Below are 13,922 nucleotides of genomic sequence, written 5' to 3' on the forward strand. Positions count from 1 at the left end.
ATATGATTCCCGATGTCAAGAGACTTTTTTAGCACATTCCGGACTGCGTTCCGGACTTTACAAAGTAACGACCCACTGAGGCTGGCAGGCGCGACCGCGTTCTTTGCCAGTTTTGCGCTACCTCCTATTTTATTAATTCTCCTGCAGGTGATGGGCCTGTTATTCGATCGGAAACATTTGGGCAAGCAGTTATTTCAGCGCCTGGGTGAGCTGGTGGGGACGGACAGTGCGGAACAGGTGATCGTGACCCTGAGGGGGTTCCGTAACCTTGGTAAAACCTGGCCGGTGGCGACATTGCTGTTTATATTCCTGTTGTTTGTTGCGACTACCTTATTGAAAGTGATTCGTAGTTCCCTCAATCAGTTGTGGCAGATCCGCCTGCCTGAGCGGGAGGGTTTTGTAATGTCATTGATGGGGAGGTTACGTTCCCTGATTGTGATTGGAGCAGCGGGTATTCTGCTCCTTGCCAGTGTACTGACAGAGAGTGCACATGCCTTTGTGGGCAGTTATATCCATGACCTTTTTCCCAATGCAGACCTGATCTTCAACGAAGTATTCGGACAGCTGGTATCGCTGTGTATTGTCACTGCCTGGTTTGCGGTTTTGTTCCGTTACCTGCCTGATGCCCGGCCTGACTGGAAAGTGGCTTTTTCCGGAGCGTTCCTTACGGGGATACTGTTCGGAATTGGCAAATTTGCATTGAGAAGGTTACTGTACGGAGGAAATATAGGAATTTTATACGGCGCCTCAGCTTCAGCTGTATTATTGATGCTGTTCATCTTTTACAGTTCTATTATCTTCTACTATGGGGCAGCATTTACAAAAGCCTGGAGTGAGTTTAAACAACGACCCATTCAGCCTTTGCGTAATGCTACGTTTTACGAACTTGCGGATGTAGAAGTGTGAAAAGATGTTATTTGAGTTTTTTGCAGGGCAATCACTGTATAAGTACTATTGATATGATAACCTCCCGGTAGTACAGCATGTGAAGTGTTGTATTTTATTACAAGTGCAACACTTACGCCTCACCTCTCAGTACCATTTCAATATGCTCCTTCACAGGATTACTAAATCCTTCAACTTCAATTTTTGGATGCTGGTCAAGATTGATCTTAATCCTTCCATTTTCGTTTACCAAAGTGTCGGAAAAGGGCTCCAGTAATGCATGCATTTGTCTTACGCCCATTTGTGCAAGCTGGTTCATGACAGCATCTTCCAGTTGATGGAATTCACGGTTTTTGTAAGAATAGATAACCTGGATCATAGTGTTTAAGATTTTCAAAGGATGATAAAATTATTAATGACTTCTTCTTTCTTCTTAATGTTGGGTACATGACTATCCCCGTTTACAAAGGATAATAAAAAGTTTTCATTGGATGATTTATATTATATGTCCCCATTGAATGGCAAAAATCAAACCATGTTGGAATGCCTGTGTAAATATATAAATTTTATTAATAACTAGTTGTATTTCACTTTTATAAAACTTTTCCACAATCTGCTATCCATAAGTGAAATTTAGCTCTCAAAGGAGGGGTAAAATAGCTTTCCATCTATGAAAATGATTCCTTTTATTAAGGCGATGCTTTTAGCCGGCAATCCGTAAGAATGCATTGATTCTGGTATGGATGGCATCAATATAAATTTGAATATCGTTATCTTGCCGCCTCAAACATAGCAGATGCGCAAACTTCGTTACACAAATCTATTCCTGGTGCTGACCTGCCTCACAGCTGTCACAGCAGTGGCGCAGCCCGGGCAATCAACAAAATGGAGCCGTGACGGGCAATATATCTATCAGCCATCTACCAGTTCTATCGTTGCGGTAAAACTCTCGGACGGTTCCCAGTCAGAAAAAATCCCTGCCCGATTATTAACCCAGGGCGGTTACCCACTCAGGATCCGCGATTTTGACTTCTCTGCTGATGAAAAGAAACTCCTTATTTACACCAATGCCAAACGTGTATGGCGCTACGATACCCGCGGCGACTATTATGTACTGGACCTCAGCAACAATAGTCTGAAGAAAGTGGGCACAGGTTTGCCAGAATCTTCATTGATGTTCGCCAAACTTTCTCCTGATGCAAAGCAGGTTGCCTATGTAAGTGGTCATAACCTGTATGTAGAAGATATCGCTACCGGCAAGCGCAAAGCCCTCACTACCGACGGAACCCGCCGCCTGATCAATGGTACTTTCGACTGGGCATACGAAGAGGAATTTAGCTGCCGCGATGGTTTTCGCTGGAGTCCTGATAGTAAGTCTATCGCCTACTGGCAGATTGACGCGACCAGGATCAGGGACTTCCTTATGATCGATAATACAGACTCTATTTATTCATATACCATTCCGGTAGAATATCCAAAGGCAGGCGAAAGTCCTTCTGCCTGTCGTGTTGGTGTAGTAGATATTGTCACCGCAAAGACCACCTGGCTGCAGGTGCCCGGCGATGCGCAACAACACTACATTCCCCGTATGGAATGGGTGCCTGGCAAAAATGAGCTCATCCTGCAACAGCTGAACCGCAAGCAGAATGAAAGCATCCTATTTCTCGCTAACGCTGCTACCGGCAAAGCCACATCTTTCTATAAAGAAAACGACTCTGCCTGGATCGATGTAAAATCCCGCTGGGATGACCGCGATATCAGTGGCTGGGACTGGTTGTCCAACGGACAATCTTTTGTATGGGTAAGTGAAAAAGACGGTTGGCGTCACCTCTACAAGGTAGACCTGAAAGGGAAAGAGCAACTGATCACTCCGGGTAACTACGATGTGATTAACCTGCTGAAAGTAGATGAAGCCCACAAAGTGGCCTACATCCTCGCATCTCCTGACAATGCTACCCAGCAGTACCTGTACAAGGTATCGCTGGATGGTAAAGGTGCGCCAGAAAGGATCTCTCCGTTGTCTGAAGAAGGTATGCATACTTATGAAGTTTCTCCTGATGCACAATATGCATTACATGGTTTCTCAAACCACTACTATCGTAACCAGGAAGAAGTGGTGAAACTGGCCACACACAATACCGGTGAAGGAGAAACAATCTATAAAGATATTATCAGCTCCCGTCGTATCAATAAACAGGAGTTCTTCAATGTCACTACCGAAGATGGCGTGACGATGACCGGTTGGATGGCGAAGCCTAACAACTTTGACTCTACGAAAAAATATCCTGTTGTATTTTATGTATACGGTGAACCGGCTGGTGCTACTACGCTGGATCAATATGGTGCGGGTTACAATCACCTGTACAATGGCGATATGGCGGCAGATGGTTACATCTATGTGTCTATGGACAACAGGGGTACTCCTCAACCAAAAGGCAGAACCTGGCGCAAGTCAATCTATCGTAAGGTCGGTATGCTGAATGCCCGGGATCAGGCCATGGGAGCGAAGGAGTTGTTCAAAGAACACCGTTATATGGACACTTCCCGTGTAGCCGTATGGGGTTGGAGTGGTGGTGGTTCAATGACACTGAACCTCATGTTCCAGTATCCTGAAATTTATAAAACAGGTATCGCGATTGCGGCAGTTGGTAATCAGCTGACTTACGATAATATTTACCAGGAGCGTTACATGGGATTGCCTGAAGAAAACAGGGAAGATTTTGTAAAGGGATCACCGATCACCTATGCGAAAAACCTGCGTGGTAACCTGTTGTATATACATGGTACAGGTGATGACAACGTTCATTATCAAAATGCGGAGATGCTGCTGAATGAGCTGATCAAATACGATAAGATCTTCCAGTTCATGGCGTATCCAAATCGTACGCATGGTATCAGTGAAGGGGAAGGTACCAGAAGACATTTATCTACTTTGTATACTAATTATTTGAAAGAACATTGTGCGCCGGGCGCCAGGTAATTTAATTTATGTCAAGAAGTAAAATCTTTGGACTGTTATCAGTCGTTGTCGTTATTGTGTGCACATTCCTGCCATGGATCACAGTTGTGGGGGAGGGCAAGGAACTTGTTTTTACCGGGTTGCGGACCTATGGTTCTAATTTCGGTGAGCCGGGGAAAGTGAATGTTTTTTTTGCGGTGGTGATAGGGATATTGTTTATGATAAAGGGGAAAATGCCTCCAAGGTTCAATTTGTTTTTGGCGGCGTTTCTGGCGGCATGGACGTTTAGGAACCTGTTGTTGTTTAGCCGATGTGAGATGGGGGTGTGTCCGGACAGGCATATTGCTTTGTTCCTGTGTTTTGTAGCGGCATTGGGAGCGTTTGTCTGTGTGTTGTTTACCACTGATGGGAAGGCGGAAAAGAAAGATGCTTAGGTAAAGCTTTAGTGAAGGCCCAAAATTATCGGCAGGGAATTCCGATTAAAAGAAAGATTCATATTGGTATCGGTAACGGAATTATCGTAGTAGATTATTTCCGTTACCGATACCATTGAAATCAAAGACTAGCGGAAGATCATGGCCATGATCCATGCGCCAAAATACACTGCACTTGTGTAGCCGATATTCCGTAAGATAACTGGCAATGCCGGCTGGCTGGTCATTTTGGACTTTATAAAACTAAATACTATCATCAGTACGAAACAGAAAGTAACACTGTTCTGTGCTGCCCGATAGAAATTCTCATTTTTCAGATAAGGCAGCAGGGGCAGAATACCTCCAACCAGAAAGAAGACCCCTGTAATCACTGCACTCATCAGTGCACGTCCCAGATTGAAATGGGTCACTTGCACCTGTTCCTCCTGTAAAGTATTTTCCCAGTCATTTGCATCTTTTTCCATTTCGCTGGCAATGTCGGCGATGATGTGATGGCCTATTTCCAGGTCTTCGAGTTTCTGGCGCTCTTTGGCAGAGAGGGTGCCAACGTCATGCTGGGTGTCGCCTTTGTTAGCATAAAAAGCAGTGATCATTACGAGTAGACTGCCAACGAGCCAGATCAGGGTATTGATGGTATAGAATCGCTGTATAGTAATGTTCAGGTCGTGTGACAGGAAGGTGGTGAAAAACAGTAATAGCAGGCCTTCCGGAAAGCCGATGATGAAATCCGTTTTCCAACCGGTGCTTCGGATAGTTTTAATATTTTCGGACATGCAGTTATGTAGGATTGTAGATGAGTCGTTTGCTACCATGCCTGATGGTATTATTTCAGGAGCATGACTTAATGAAATAATTTATCAAGGAATGTGCCTGACGTTACGAAATTTCGGGAGCATGACTTAATGAAATAAGTTATCAAGGAATGTGCCTGACGTTATGAAATTTCAGGAACCCACCTGATTTTATAATCATGGTGGAAGTAAACCTTTTCTTTCCTCATTCACTCAGCTCCTATAAGATTTCCAGGCTCTTACCGATGATCTCCACGCTTTCCATGACCTGTGCGGCGGTAATCAACAAAGGCGGTGCAAACCGAATCTTATCTCCATGAGTTGGTTTTGCCAGCAAGCCATTCTCTTTCAGCGTCAGGCATAGATCCCATGCAGCTTCCGGATTTGGATGATTGATGACAATGGCATTGAGGAGACCTTTCCCCCTGATAGTTCCGATATGTGGGGAGGCCAATGCGGCCAGTTCCGTTCTTAACAATTCTCCCATGGCAGCGGCATTCTCCGCCATTTTTTCCGTTTTGAGCACGGTAAGGGCAGCGATCGCTACTTTGCAGGCAAGAGGGTTACCGCCATAGGTACTACCATGCTCTCCTGGTTTAATAGTCAACATGATCTCATCATTGGCCAGTACGGCAGCTACGGGCAATAAACCTCCGGAAAGGGCTTTGCCAAGAATGAGGATATCCGGATGTACATTTTCATGATCACAAGCCAGCATTTTGCCGGTTCGGGCAAGGCCGGTCTGGATTTCATCGGCAATAAAGAGCACCTGGGCATCTTCGCAGTACTGGCGGGCTTTGGAAAGGTAGCCTTCATCAGGTACTACTACACCTGCTTCACCCTGGATGGGTTCTAATAAGAATCCAGCCACGTTTTTATCCTGCAGCGCTTTTTCAAGAGCAGGCAGGTTATTATATGGAATCACTTCATAGCCGGGCATGAAGGGACCAAAGTCTGTACGCGAACCGGGATCAGTGCTGAAAGAAATGACATTCAGGGTACGGCCGTGGAAATTGTTGGCACATACGATGATCTTTGCTTTGTTTTCAGGAATGCCTTTTACGACATATCCCCAGCGGCGGGTCAGCTTGAGGGCTGTTTCGACAGCTTCCACCCCCGTGTTCATGGGGAGGACTTTGTCATAGCCAAAGTAGTTGGTGATAAATGCTGCATATTCACCCAGCACGTCATTGTGAAAGGCACGGGAGGTCAGGGTCAGTTTCTGCGCCTGATCAATGAGTGCCTGTACAAGTATCGGGTGGCAGTGCCCCTGGTTGACAGCGGAGTAGCCGGAGAGGAAATCATAATATCTTTTTCCGTCTACATCGTAGAGGAATACGCCTTCGCCGCGATCCAGTACCACAGGTAGCGGGTGGTAATTGTGTGCGCCGTATTGTTCTTCCAGGTCCAGGTAATGCCGGGTCTTTTCACTTATCTTGAATGATTGTAACATACATTACAAAAGTACGGTTTATAGAGAAGGGTTGGCGAAAAAATCCCTTCAACCTTTGGCAGAAGCGATTTTTTTCGCGGTGCACATTGGCCTGCGACCGGCTAAAGTCAAATAAAGTGGCTGGCTAAAAAGCGGCTATTAGTTTTTGAGTTTTGTTACCAATTGGATGTATTCTTCCATAGCGGCATCTGAAGTTTTTCCTCTCAATTCCTCCCATGCCTGATACTTTGCTTTTGCGACAAAGTCAAAAGGGTTTGCTGGTGGCTCAGCCGTATTATCGCCCTCCGTTGCCTGCTTATATAGGGAATATAATTGTAATAATACCTCATTGGAGGGCTTTTCAGACAATGTTTTGCTGTCGGCAACGGCGGTTTCGAATTGTGCTTTGAGGTCCATATTATATGTTTGTATTAAATATAGCCAAAATAGTATGAAATACCCGGGCCCGACATATTCAGGAATAGCAAAATTTAAATACCTTTGCGGCTTGACGCGGGGCGGAAGAAACGTCTTGTTTTATAAGCATATATGAAGAATATCAGGAATTTTTGCATCATTGCGCACATTGACCACGGTAAAAGTACATTGGCCGACAGGCTATTAGAGCATACCAAGACCATTTCCGAAAGGGATATGCAGGCGCAGGTCCTGGATGATATGGATCTCGAAAGAGAAAAGGGTATTACTATTAAGAGTCATGCCATCCAGATGAACTATACGTCCAATGGACAGCAATATGTATTTAACCTCATTGATACCCCCGGTCACGTGGACTTCTCTTACGAAGTATCCCGCGCACTGGCTGCCTGCGAAGGCGCTCTGTTGCTCGTAGACGCTGCCCAGGGTATTCAGGCACAGACAATCTCTAACCTGTATCTGGCACTGGAAAACGACCTGGAAATCATCCCGGTTATTAATAAAATCGATATGGAAGGGGCTATGATCCCCGAAGTAAAGGACCAGATCATCGAGCTGATCGGCTGTAAGGAAGAAGAAATTCTACTGGCCTCCGGTAAGTCCGGTATCGGTATCGAAGAAATTCTGCAGGCCATCGTAACCCGTATTCCAGCTCCGAAAGGCAATCCGGAAGCTCCGTTACAGGCGCTGATCTTTGATAGCGTGTTCAACTCCTTCCGAGGTATCATTGCTTATTATAGAATTTATAACGGAATCATCAAGAAAGGTGAGAAAATCCGTTTCGTAAATACCGGTCAGGAATACTTTGCCGATGAGGTAGGTGTACTGAAACTGGGCCTTTCTCCTCAAAAGGAAGTGAAAACAGGTGATGTGGGTTATATCATCACCGGTATTAAGAACGCCAAAGAGGTAAAGGTGGGTGATACCATCACCAGCATGGCAAACCCTTCCCTCGAAAGTATCAAAGGTTTCGAGGAAGTAAAGCCAATGGTATTTGCCGGTATTTTCCCGGTAAACACTGAAGACTTCGAAGAGCTGCGTGACTGTATGGAGAAACTGCAGCTAAACGATGCTTCCCTGACTTTCGAACTGGAAACATCCCAGGCGCTGGGCTTTGGTTTCCGATGCGGATTCCTGGGTATGCTGCATATGGAGATCATCCAGGAAAGGCTGGAAAGAGAGTTTAACCAAACGGTGATCACTACCGTACCGAACGTAAGCTTTATTGCGTATACGACCAGGAACGAAGTGATCCAGGTAAACAACCCTTCCGAAATGCCTGATCCAAGCCGTATTGAAAGGATTGAAGAGCCTTTCATCCGTGCACAGATCATTACAAAACCAGATTATATTGGTAATATCATGACCCTCTGTCTGGGTAAGAGAGGTTTGCTCATCAATCAGAGTTATCTGACGCCTAGCCGTGTAGAGCTGATCTTTGAACTGCCACTAACAGAAATCGTGTTTGACTTCTATGATAAGCTGAAGAGCCAGACCCGTGGTTATGCATCATTTGATTATACTCCAATCGGAATGAGGGATTCTGATATTGCGAAGATGGATATCCTGTTGAATGGTGATAAAGTAGATGCGCTGAGTGCGTTGATTCACCGTGGCCGTGCACAGGATTTTGGTCGTAAGTTGTGTGAAAAGCTGAGAGAATTGCTGCCACGTCAGCAGTTTATGATTGCGATTCAGGCGGCGATCGGTGCGAAGATCCTGGCGCGTGAAACGATCAGTGCGATGCGTAAAGATGTGACTGCGAAGTGTTATGGTGGTGATATCTCACGTAAGCGTAAGTTGTTGGAGAAACAGAAGGAAGGTAAGAAGAGAATGAGACAGATCGGAAACGTAGAGGTGCCACAGGAAGCATTCCTGGCGGTGTTGAAACTGGATGACTAAGTGAGTCTCCTAAAATAGGTATTAAAATAATTGATAGGCTGTGTTGCAACAACACAGCCTATTTAATTTGTACGAAAACAAGTCTTTTGACAGATTAAATGCTGTTTTTTAAAGGCATAAAAAAGCCGGTAACGAATGTCGCTACCGGCTTTTTTCTCTGAAAATGGTTTTCATCCCTGTTGGTGAATAACCTCTTTCATGGATGTTTTATAAGCATATCTTTTAAGCTAATTGCTGTTTCTTCGGTTGGAACGAAATCTGTTTGATCAGCGACAATGCACCAAACAGTACTGCACTAAAGAATACGTTTCCAAGAATGCCATTCAGGGCAAAGCTGCTGAACAGGTCACCTTCTTTGTAAAAAGGAATACCAGCTGCGTAGCAGGCGATGAGGCCACTGAGTGTATGCGGATACAGATTAGTAGTGAGGAAAGTACCAAGGTTGGTGATCATGAAGAACACCACACCGCTGCCGATGCTGGCAATCAGAATGGTGAGTGCATCTGCCTTTTTGATACGGGTGGCGATCCAGGTGATAAACAGGAATGCACCATATACAAAGAACAGTTGGCCTATGTAAGCGCCATAGAAGGTCTGTACATTGGTAAAGAACTGGAGGAAAAGATCACTCAGGAAAAGGGTGAGGACCGGTAAAAGATAAGCCAGGCGTTTATTGCGGATCATCATACCACCAAAAAGAGCGGCGGCGCCGATTGCGTTAAAGTTCCATAACTGAAGATTGTTGGTGATGACACGGCTGATGATAGCCAGGAAGATCAGCACAGCGATCATAATATTTTCACGGGTATCCTTCTTCATTTGATCAGTTTATTTGTGCAAAGATAGGGAAACAAGCGAAAAAATCGCTTCCACCTTTGGCAGAAGCGATTTTTTCGTATGGGTTGGCCTGTGGCCGGCTGGAAAAACGTTTATTAACGATTAGGGAAGCTGGCATACGGTCGGCCAGGAAAACGTTTATTAGTGATTAGGTTGGAAGGCCGGTTATCTGTTAGGCCGGAATGCCAAATCTATTATGCCGGAACGCCAGCTTTGTAAATAACAACTCCATCTTTAGATTCAATCTGGTAAGTGGTATCATACAATGCTACTACAGACTGACCTTTCACCACTGGCAGGTTCACACCACCTTCACCGGTAACGGTCGCATTGCCCTGCAGCACCAGCAGAATTTCTGTAGAAGTGGTATGCTGCTCATATTTCTGACCCGCTTTCAGCCCGATACGGGTTACCACGAAGTCAGGAGCTGGACTGGCATAAATACTTTCCATACCGCCCTTTACTGCATCTCCTTTCAGGATCTTAGGATGTACTGCTTCGAAACGGGTATGTTTCAGCAATTCAGGTACATCAATATGTTTAGGTGTCAGCCCACCACGCAGCACATTGTCAGAATTTGCCATCAGTTCCACATTCTGGCCTTCGAGGTAAGCGTGAGGAATACCTGCATCCTGGAATACTGCATCGCCTTCATGTACTTCCATAATATTAAAGAAGTAAATAGAGAAGATACCTCTATCCAGTCTGTCGAGACCCTGAGGATCATTTGCGATGGCACGACCTGTCCAGAAAGCAGGATCTGATTTGTGCAGGGTACCTGCCTGGTAAGCAGGCAATACTCTTTCTGCCAGCGGACGAAGGAATTTGTTCACTTCTTCCTGTGGCAGTTCCATCACTGCTTTGTACAGCCCATAATAACCTTCTTTTTCGAAGATAGGTGCGAGAGTAGCAAATTCAGGTACGGTAGTCAGTACATTCTTCAGTTTATCTTCAGGCAGGAAGCCATGGAGCAGCCAGAATTCGCTGAGGGCTACCATGATTTCAGGTTTGTGATTGGCATCTTTATAATTACGGTGCGATGCGTTCAAAGGAATACCAGCTTCGTTTTCACGGGCAAACCCTTTTTCAGCTTCCACTTTGGTAGGATGCACCTGGATAGATAACATGTCTTTTACGTCGAGGATTTTGAACAGGAAAGGCAGTTCACCGAAGCGATCCCATACTTTCTGGCCCAGGGCAGCGGTAGGATTGGCTTTGATCAGTTGGTCGAGTGCAGTGGTCTGACCGTCTGTATCAATTTTTGAAGGTGCGCTTTGGTGTGCACCCATCCAGTATTCCGCGCTGGGATTGTTTGTTTCGGGGATGCCCAGGAGGGATGGGATATAGTGGAATCCTCCCCATGCATAATTTTGAACCTTACCTTCCAGTCTGAATAGTTTCTTCTCACTCATACGTTATGCGTTATAATTGTTTATTTTCAATAACAGTGAACCTAAAAAATTTCCCCAAAGGAAGTTAAAAAATATTCAAAATCCAATGTTAACCTACCTTGATTTAGGTAAAAAAGGCGAGGAAATTGCGAGGGCGCATTTTTTAGCACAGGATTATATCATTTTGCATGCCAATTGGAAGTTGGGGCGGAAGGAGATTGATTTGATTGTAAGGAAGGGGGATTGTTTGGTTTTTGTGGAGGTGAAGACGTTGGCTTCTGATATTTGGGGTTTTCCTGAGAAGAATGTGACTGAGAGGAAGATCAGGCATATTCGGGCGGTAGCGAATGGGTATATGGATAGGATGAGGGAATTACCGAAACGGATAAGATTTGATATTGTGGCGATTACTTTTAGGAGGGATGGGAGTCATGAGTTGGTGCATTTTGAGGATTGTTTTTGAGGGGTGGGGGTGAAGGTGGTTTTTAAAAAAGGACCACAAATTTCTTTTGGCTTTGGCAAAAGAAATTTGTGGTCGGGCGGTTGGCCTGCGGCCGGCTACCAAATGCCGGTGTAATTGTGAGGCGTGATAGCCTTTAATTCTTTCTTTAGGCTTGCGCTTATTTTCAGCCCATCGATAAATTTATGCATCGTCTTCTGTGTGATCTGTTCACCACCACGCGTCAACGCTTTCAGTGCTTCGTAAGGCTGAGGATAATTTTCCCTGCGCAGTACTGTCTGAATAGCTTCAGCTACTACGGCCCAGTTATTTTCCAGATCATCGTGCAGTTTCGCTTCGTTCAGGATCAGCTTTTCCATGCCTTTTGCGAGGGACTTCAATGCGAGGATAGAGTGGCTGAAAGGCACACCTACATTCCTCAATACGGTAGAGTCAGTGAGGTCACGTTGTAAACGTGAAATAGGCAGTTTTGCACTCAGGTGCTCAAACAGCGCATTTGCCAGACCCAGGTTACCTTCTGCATTTTCGAAATCGATCGGATTTACTTTGTGCGGCATGGCAGAAGAGCCTACTTCATTCGCCTTGATCTTCTGTTTGAAATAATCCATAGAGATATACTGCCAGATATCGCGGCTGAAATCTATGAGGATAGTATTGATACGTTTTAAGGTATCGAATTGCGCAGCAATGTTGTCATAATGTTCGATCTGGGTCGTGTACTTCATACGCTGTAAGCCCAGGGTATTGTTCACGAACTTGTCACCGAACTTTTCCCAGTTGATCTTAGGGAATGCTACGTGGTGTGCATTAAAGTTGCCGGTAGCACCGCCGAATTTAGCTGCAAAAGGAATATCTCCCAGCAGTTTTATCTGACCTTCCAGTCTTTCAGCAAATACCAGGATCTCTTTACCCAGGATGGTCGGAGATGCGGGTTGGCCATGTGTACGTGCCAGCATGGGGATCCTGATCCATTGTTTGCCGAACTTTTTCAGCTGCAGAACCAGGTTAGCGATAGCTGGCATATATACATGTTCAATTGCTTCCTTCCAGAACAGGGGGGTAGCGGTGTTGTTGACATCCTGGGATGTCAGACCGAAGTGTACCCACTCCAGTTTATCTTCCAGGCCTAAGCCTTTCAGCTCGTTTTTAACGAAGTATTCTACAGCTTTTACATCATGATTCGTCACTTTCTCCGTTTCCTTGATCAGCTGGGCATTTTCTACCGTAAATTCCTGATAGATCTTACGCAGGGCCCCTACCTGGTTTTTGGGGAGGGTGAATAACTTCTGTTCGCCGAGGGCGATGAAGTATTCAATCTCTACCAATACGCGGTAGCGGATGAGTGCAAATTCAGAGAAATAAGGGGCCAGTTCTTCCAGTTGCTTGCGATAACGCCCATCCAGCGGGGAAATGGCGGTCAATGATTGTAATTGCATACTATAATTTTATTGTTTAGTAATAGGTGGTTTTCACCCATTACAGGATACATATAGCTAAAATGTCCTAATTTAGCCGGCAAAATTACTGAAATTGGAACGGAAAGTAAAAGTAGCGGCAGTAAGTTATTTGAATACCAAGCCATTATTATTTGGATTTAGGAATCATCCGGTGATGGACATGATGGAGTTGAGTGTGGATTATCCGGCTAAGATAGGCCAGCAGCTTATAGATGGGGGTGTAGACGTTGGACTTGTACCAGTGGCAGTGATACCGAAGATGAAGGAGTACCACATTATTTCAGATTATTGTATTGGAGCGGAAGGGCCGGTTGCATCGGTGTGTTTGTTCTCGGATGTTCCTTTGCATGACATTAAGCGGATTTATCTGGATTATCAGAGCCGGTCTTCAGTGGCATTATTGAAATTGCTGGTGAGGGATTACTGGAAGCTGGATGTGGAGTTTATTCCTACTACAGGTGATTATGAAGGGAATATCAAAGGAACGGATGCTGGTTTAGTAATTGGGGACAGGGCGTTTTTACAGCGTAAGGTGTCTCCTTATATTTATGACCTGGCGGAGCATTGGATCAGGTATACGAGTTTGCCGATGGTGTTTGCGGCGTGGATTAGTAATAAGCCATTGCCAATAGAGTTTATTCAGCAGTTTAATAATGCGAATGGGATAGGGATTAGTAATATTCCGGCGGTAGTGGCGGAGAATCCTTATGGGGAGTATGATCTGACGACTTATTATGTGAAGAATCTGAGTTTTCCTTTGACGCCTTCTAAGCGACAGGGGTTGAATAAGTTTATAGGGTATTTGCAGCAATAAGAGATTTGAAATAGCAAAACGAAAACGCTTTTACCTTCGGTAGAAGCGTTTTCGTTTTGGGGCGGGGCCTGCGGCCGGCAGGGGGAAACGTTAATGATGGCAAGGGGGGCGGGTTGGTGTAG

At 45.2% G+C, this 13,922-nt stretch carries 13 protein-coding genes; 6 read left to right on the plus strand and 7 right to left on the minus strand.

The annotated features are described in order from the left end of the window. Positions 1-12: 12 nt before the first annotated feature. Positions 13-906 carry a YihY/virulence factor BrkB family protein gene (locus tag BW716_RS13460; protein WP_083723085.1) on the plus strand — a complete coding sequence of 298 codons (894 nt, stop codon included), beginning with the start codon at positions 13-15 and terminating at the stop codon, positions 904-906. Positions 907-1,018: 112 nt separating this feature from the next. Here the strand turns inward: BW716_RS13460 and BW716_RS13465 are convergent, their stop codons facing one another. Then, positions 1,019-1,264 carry a hypothetical protein gene (locus BW716_RS13465; protein ID WP_083723086.1) on the minus strand — a complete coding sequence of 82 codons (246 nt, stop codon included), beginning with the start codon at positions 1,262-1,264 and terminating at the stop codon, positions 1,019-1,021. A 417-nt stretch (positions 1,265-1,681) separates the two neighbouring features. Here BW716_RS13465 and BW716_RS13470 point away from each other — a divergent pair, with 417 nt between their 5' ends. Then, positions 1,682-3,865, plus strand: a complete 2,184-nt coding sequence (locus tag BW716_RS13470; protein WP_083723087.1) for a S9 family peptidase — start codon at positions 1,682-1,684, stop codon at positions 3,863-3,865. An 8-nt stretch (positions 3,866-3,873) separates the two neighbouring features. Beyond that, entirely contained in the window at positions 3,874-4,278 is a 405-nt protein-coding gene (locus BW716_RS13475; RefSeq protein ID WP_083723088.1) for a hypothetical protein, read from the plus strand. Positions 4,279-4,406: 128 nt separating this feature from the next. Here the strand turns inward: BW716_RS13475 and BW716_RS13480 are convergent, their stop codons facing one another. From BW716_RS13480 to BW716_RS13490, 3 genes are all read right to left on the minus strand, one after another. Further along, positions 4,407-5,051 (minus strand): VIT1/CCC1 transporter family protein, encoded by a 645-nt coding sequence (locus BW716_RS13480; RefSeq protein ID WP_179091123.1) that lies wholly within the window; start codon positions 5,049-5,051, stop codon positions 4,407-4,409. Positions 5,052-5,289: 238 nt separating this feature from the next. Further along, a complete protein-coding gene (gene rocD, locus BW716_RS13485) occupies positions 5,290-6,522 on the minus strand; it encodes an ornithine--oxo-acid transaminase (RefSeq protein ID WP_083723090.1) in 1,233 nt (410 codons plus the stop codon). A gap of 138 nt (positions 6,523-6,660) precedes the next feature. Next, positions 6,661-6,918 carry an acyl-CoA-binding protein gene (locus BW716_RS13490; RefSeq protein ID WP_083723091.1) on the minus strand — a complete coding sequence of 86 codons (258 nt, stop codon included), beginning with the start codon at positions 6,916-6,918 and terminating at the stop codon, positions 6,661-6,663. Between the two features lie 132 nt (positions 6,919-7,050). Between BW716_RS13490 and lepA the strand changes: the two genes are divergently transcribed. Next, entirely contained in the window at positions 7,051-8,841 is a 1,791-nt protein-coding gene (lepA, locus tag BW716_RS13495) for a translation elongation factor 4 (RefSeq protein WP_083723092.1), read from the plus strand. 222 nt (positions 8,842-9,063) lie between these two features. Here the strand turns inward: lepA and BW716_RS13500 are convergent, their stop codons facing one another. Together BW716_RS13500 and manA are read right to left on the minus strand one after the other, a co-directional pair. Next, positions 9,064-9,660: a SoxR reducing system RseC family protein gene (locus BW716_RS13500; RefSeq protein WP_083723093.1), complete on the minus strand. Its 597-nt coding sequence runs from the start codon at positions 9,658-9,660 to the stop codon at positions 9,064-9,066. Between the two features lie 212 nt (positions 9,661-9,872). After that, positions 9,873-11,090, minus strand: a complete 1,218-nt coding sequence (manA, locus tag BW716_RS13505) for a mannose-6-phosphate isomerase, class I (RefSeq protein ID WP_083723094.1) — start codon at positions 11,088-11,090, stop codon at positions 9,873-9,875. A 16-nt stretch (positions 11,091-11,106) separates the two neighbouring features. Between manA and BW716_RS13510 the strand changes: the two genes are divergently transcribed. Beyond that, positions 11,107-11,532: a YraN family protein gene (locus tag BW716_RS13510; protein WP_143708845.1), complete on the plus strand. Its 426-nt coding sequence runs from the start codon at positions 11,107-11,109 to the stop codon at positions 11,530-11,532. 95 nt (positions 11,533-11,627) lie between these two features. Here BW716_RS13510 and purB read toward each other — a convergent pair whose 3' ends face one another. Next, positions 11,628-12,965 carry an adenylosuccinate lyase gene (gene purB / locus BW716_RS13515; RefSeq protein WP_083723096.1) on the minus strand — a complete coding sequence of 446 codons (1,338 nt, stop codon included), beginning with the start codon at positions 12,963-12,965 and terminating at the stop codon, positions 11,628-11,630. Positions 12,966-13,059: 94 nt separating this feature from the next. Between purB and BW716_RS13520 the strand changes: the two genes are divergently transcribed. Further along, positions 13,060-13,800, plus strand: coding sequence for a menaquinone biosynthetic enzyme MqnA/MqnD family protein (locus BW716_RS13520; RefSeq protein ID WP_083723097.1), 741 nt, complete (start codon positions 13,060-13,062; stop codon positions 13,798-13,800). Positions 13,801-13,922: the final 122 nt, after the last annotated feature.

Origin of the sequence: [Flexibacter] sp. ATCC 35208, from assembly GCF_001975825.1 — a bacterium.
Taxonomy (GTDB): Bacteria; Bacteroidota; Bacteroidia; order Chitinophagales; family Chitinophagaceae; genus Chitinophaga.

What these genes read in the sequence shown, in the direction of transcription:
- BW716_RS13460 (WP_083723085.1), top strand. Translation starts at nt 13, where the DNA reads ATGTCAAGAGACTTTTTTAGCACATTCCGGACTGCGTTCCGGACTTTA.
- BW716_RS13465 (WP_083723086.1), bottom strand. Translation starts at nt 1,264, where the DNA reads ATGATCCAGGTTATCTATTCTTACAAAAACCGTGAATTCCATCAACTG.
- BW716_RS13470 (WP_083723087.1), top strand. Translation starts at nt 1,682, where the DNA reads ATGCGCAAACTTCGTTACACAAATCTATTCCTGGTGCTGACCTGCCTC.
- BW716_RS13475 (WP_083723088.1), top strand. Translation starts at nt 3,874, where the DNA reads ATGTCAAGAAGTAAAATCTTTGGACTGTTATCAGTCGTTGTCGTTATT.
- BW716_RS13480 (WP_179091123.1), bottom strand. Translation starts at nt 5,051, where the DNA reads ATGTCCGAAAATATTAAAACTATCCGAAGCACCGGTTGGAAAACGGAT.
- rocD (WP_083723090.1), bottom strand. Translation starts at nt 6,522, where the DNA reads ATGTTACAATCATTCAAGATAAGTGAAAAGACCCGGCATTACCTGGAC.
- BW716_RS13490 (WP_083723091.1), bottom strand. Translation starts at nt 6,918, where the DNA reads ATGGACCTCAAAGCACAATTCGAAACCGCCGTTGCCGACAGCAAAACA.
- lepA (WP_083723092.1), top strand. Translation starts at nt 7,051, where the DNA reads ATGAAGAATATCAGGAATTTTTGCATCATTGCGCACATTGACCACGGT.
- BW716_RS13500 (WP_083723093.1), bottom strand. Translation starts at nt 9,660, where the DNA reads ATGAAGAAGGATACCCGTGAAAATATTATGATCGCTGTGCTGATCTTC.
- manA (WP_083723094.1), bottom strand. Translation starts at nt 11,090, where the DNA reads ATGAGTGAGAAGAAACTATTCAGACTGGAAGGTAAGGTTCAAAATTAT.
- purB (WP_083723096.1), bottom strand. Translation starts at nt 12,965, where the DNA reads ATGCAATTACAATCATTGACCGCCATTTCCCCGCTGGATGGGCGTTAT.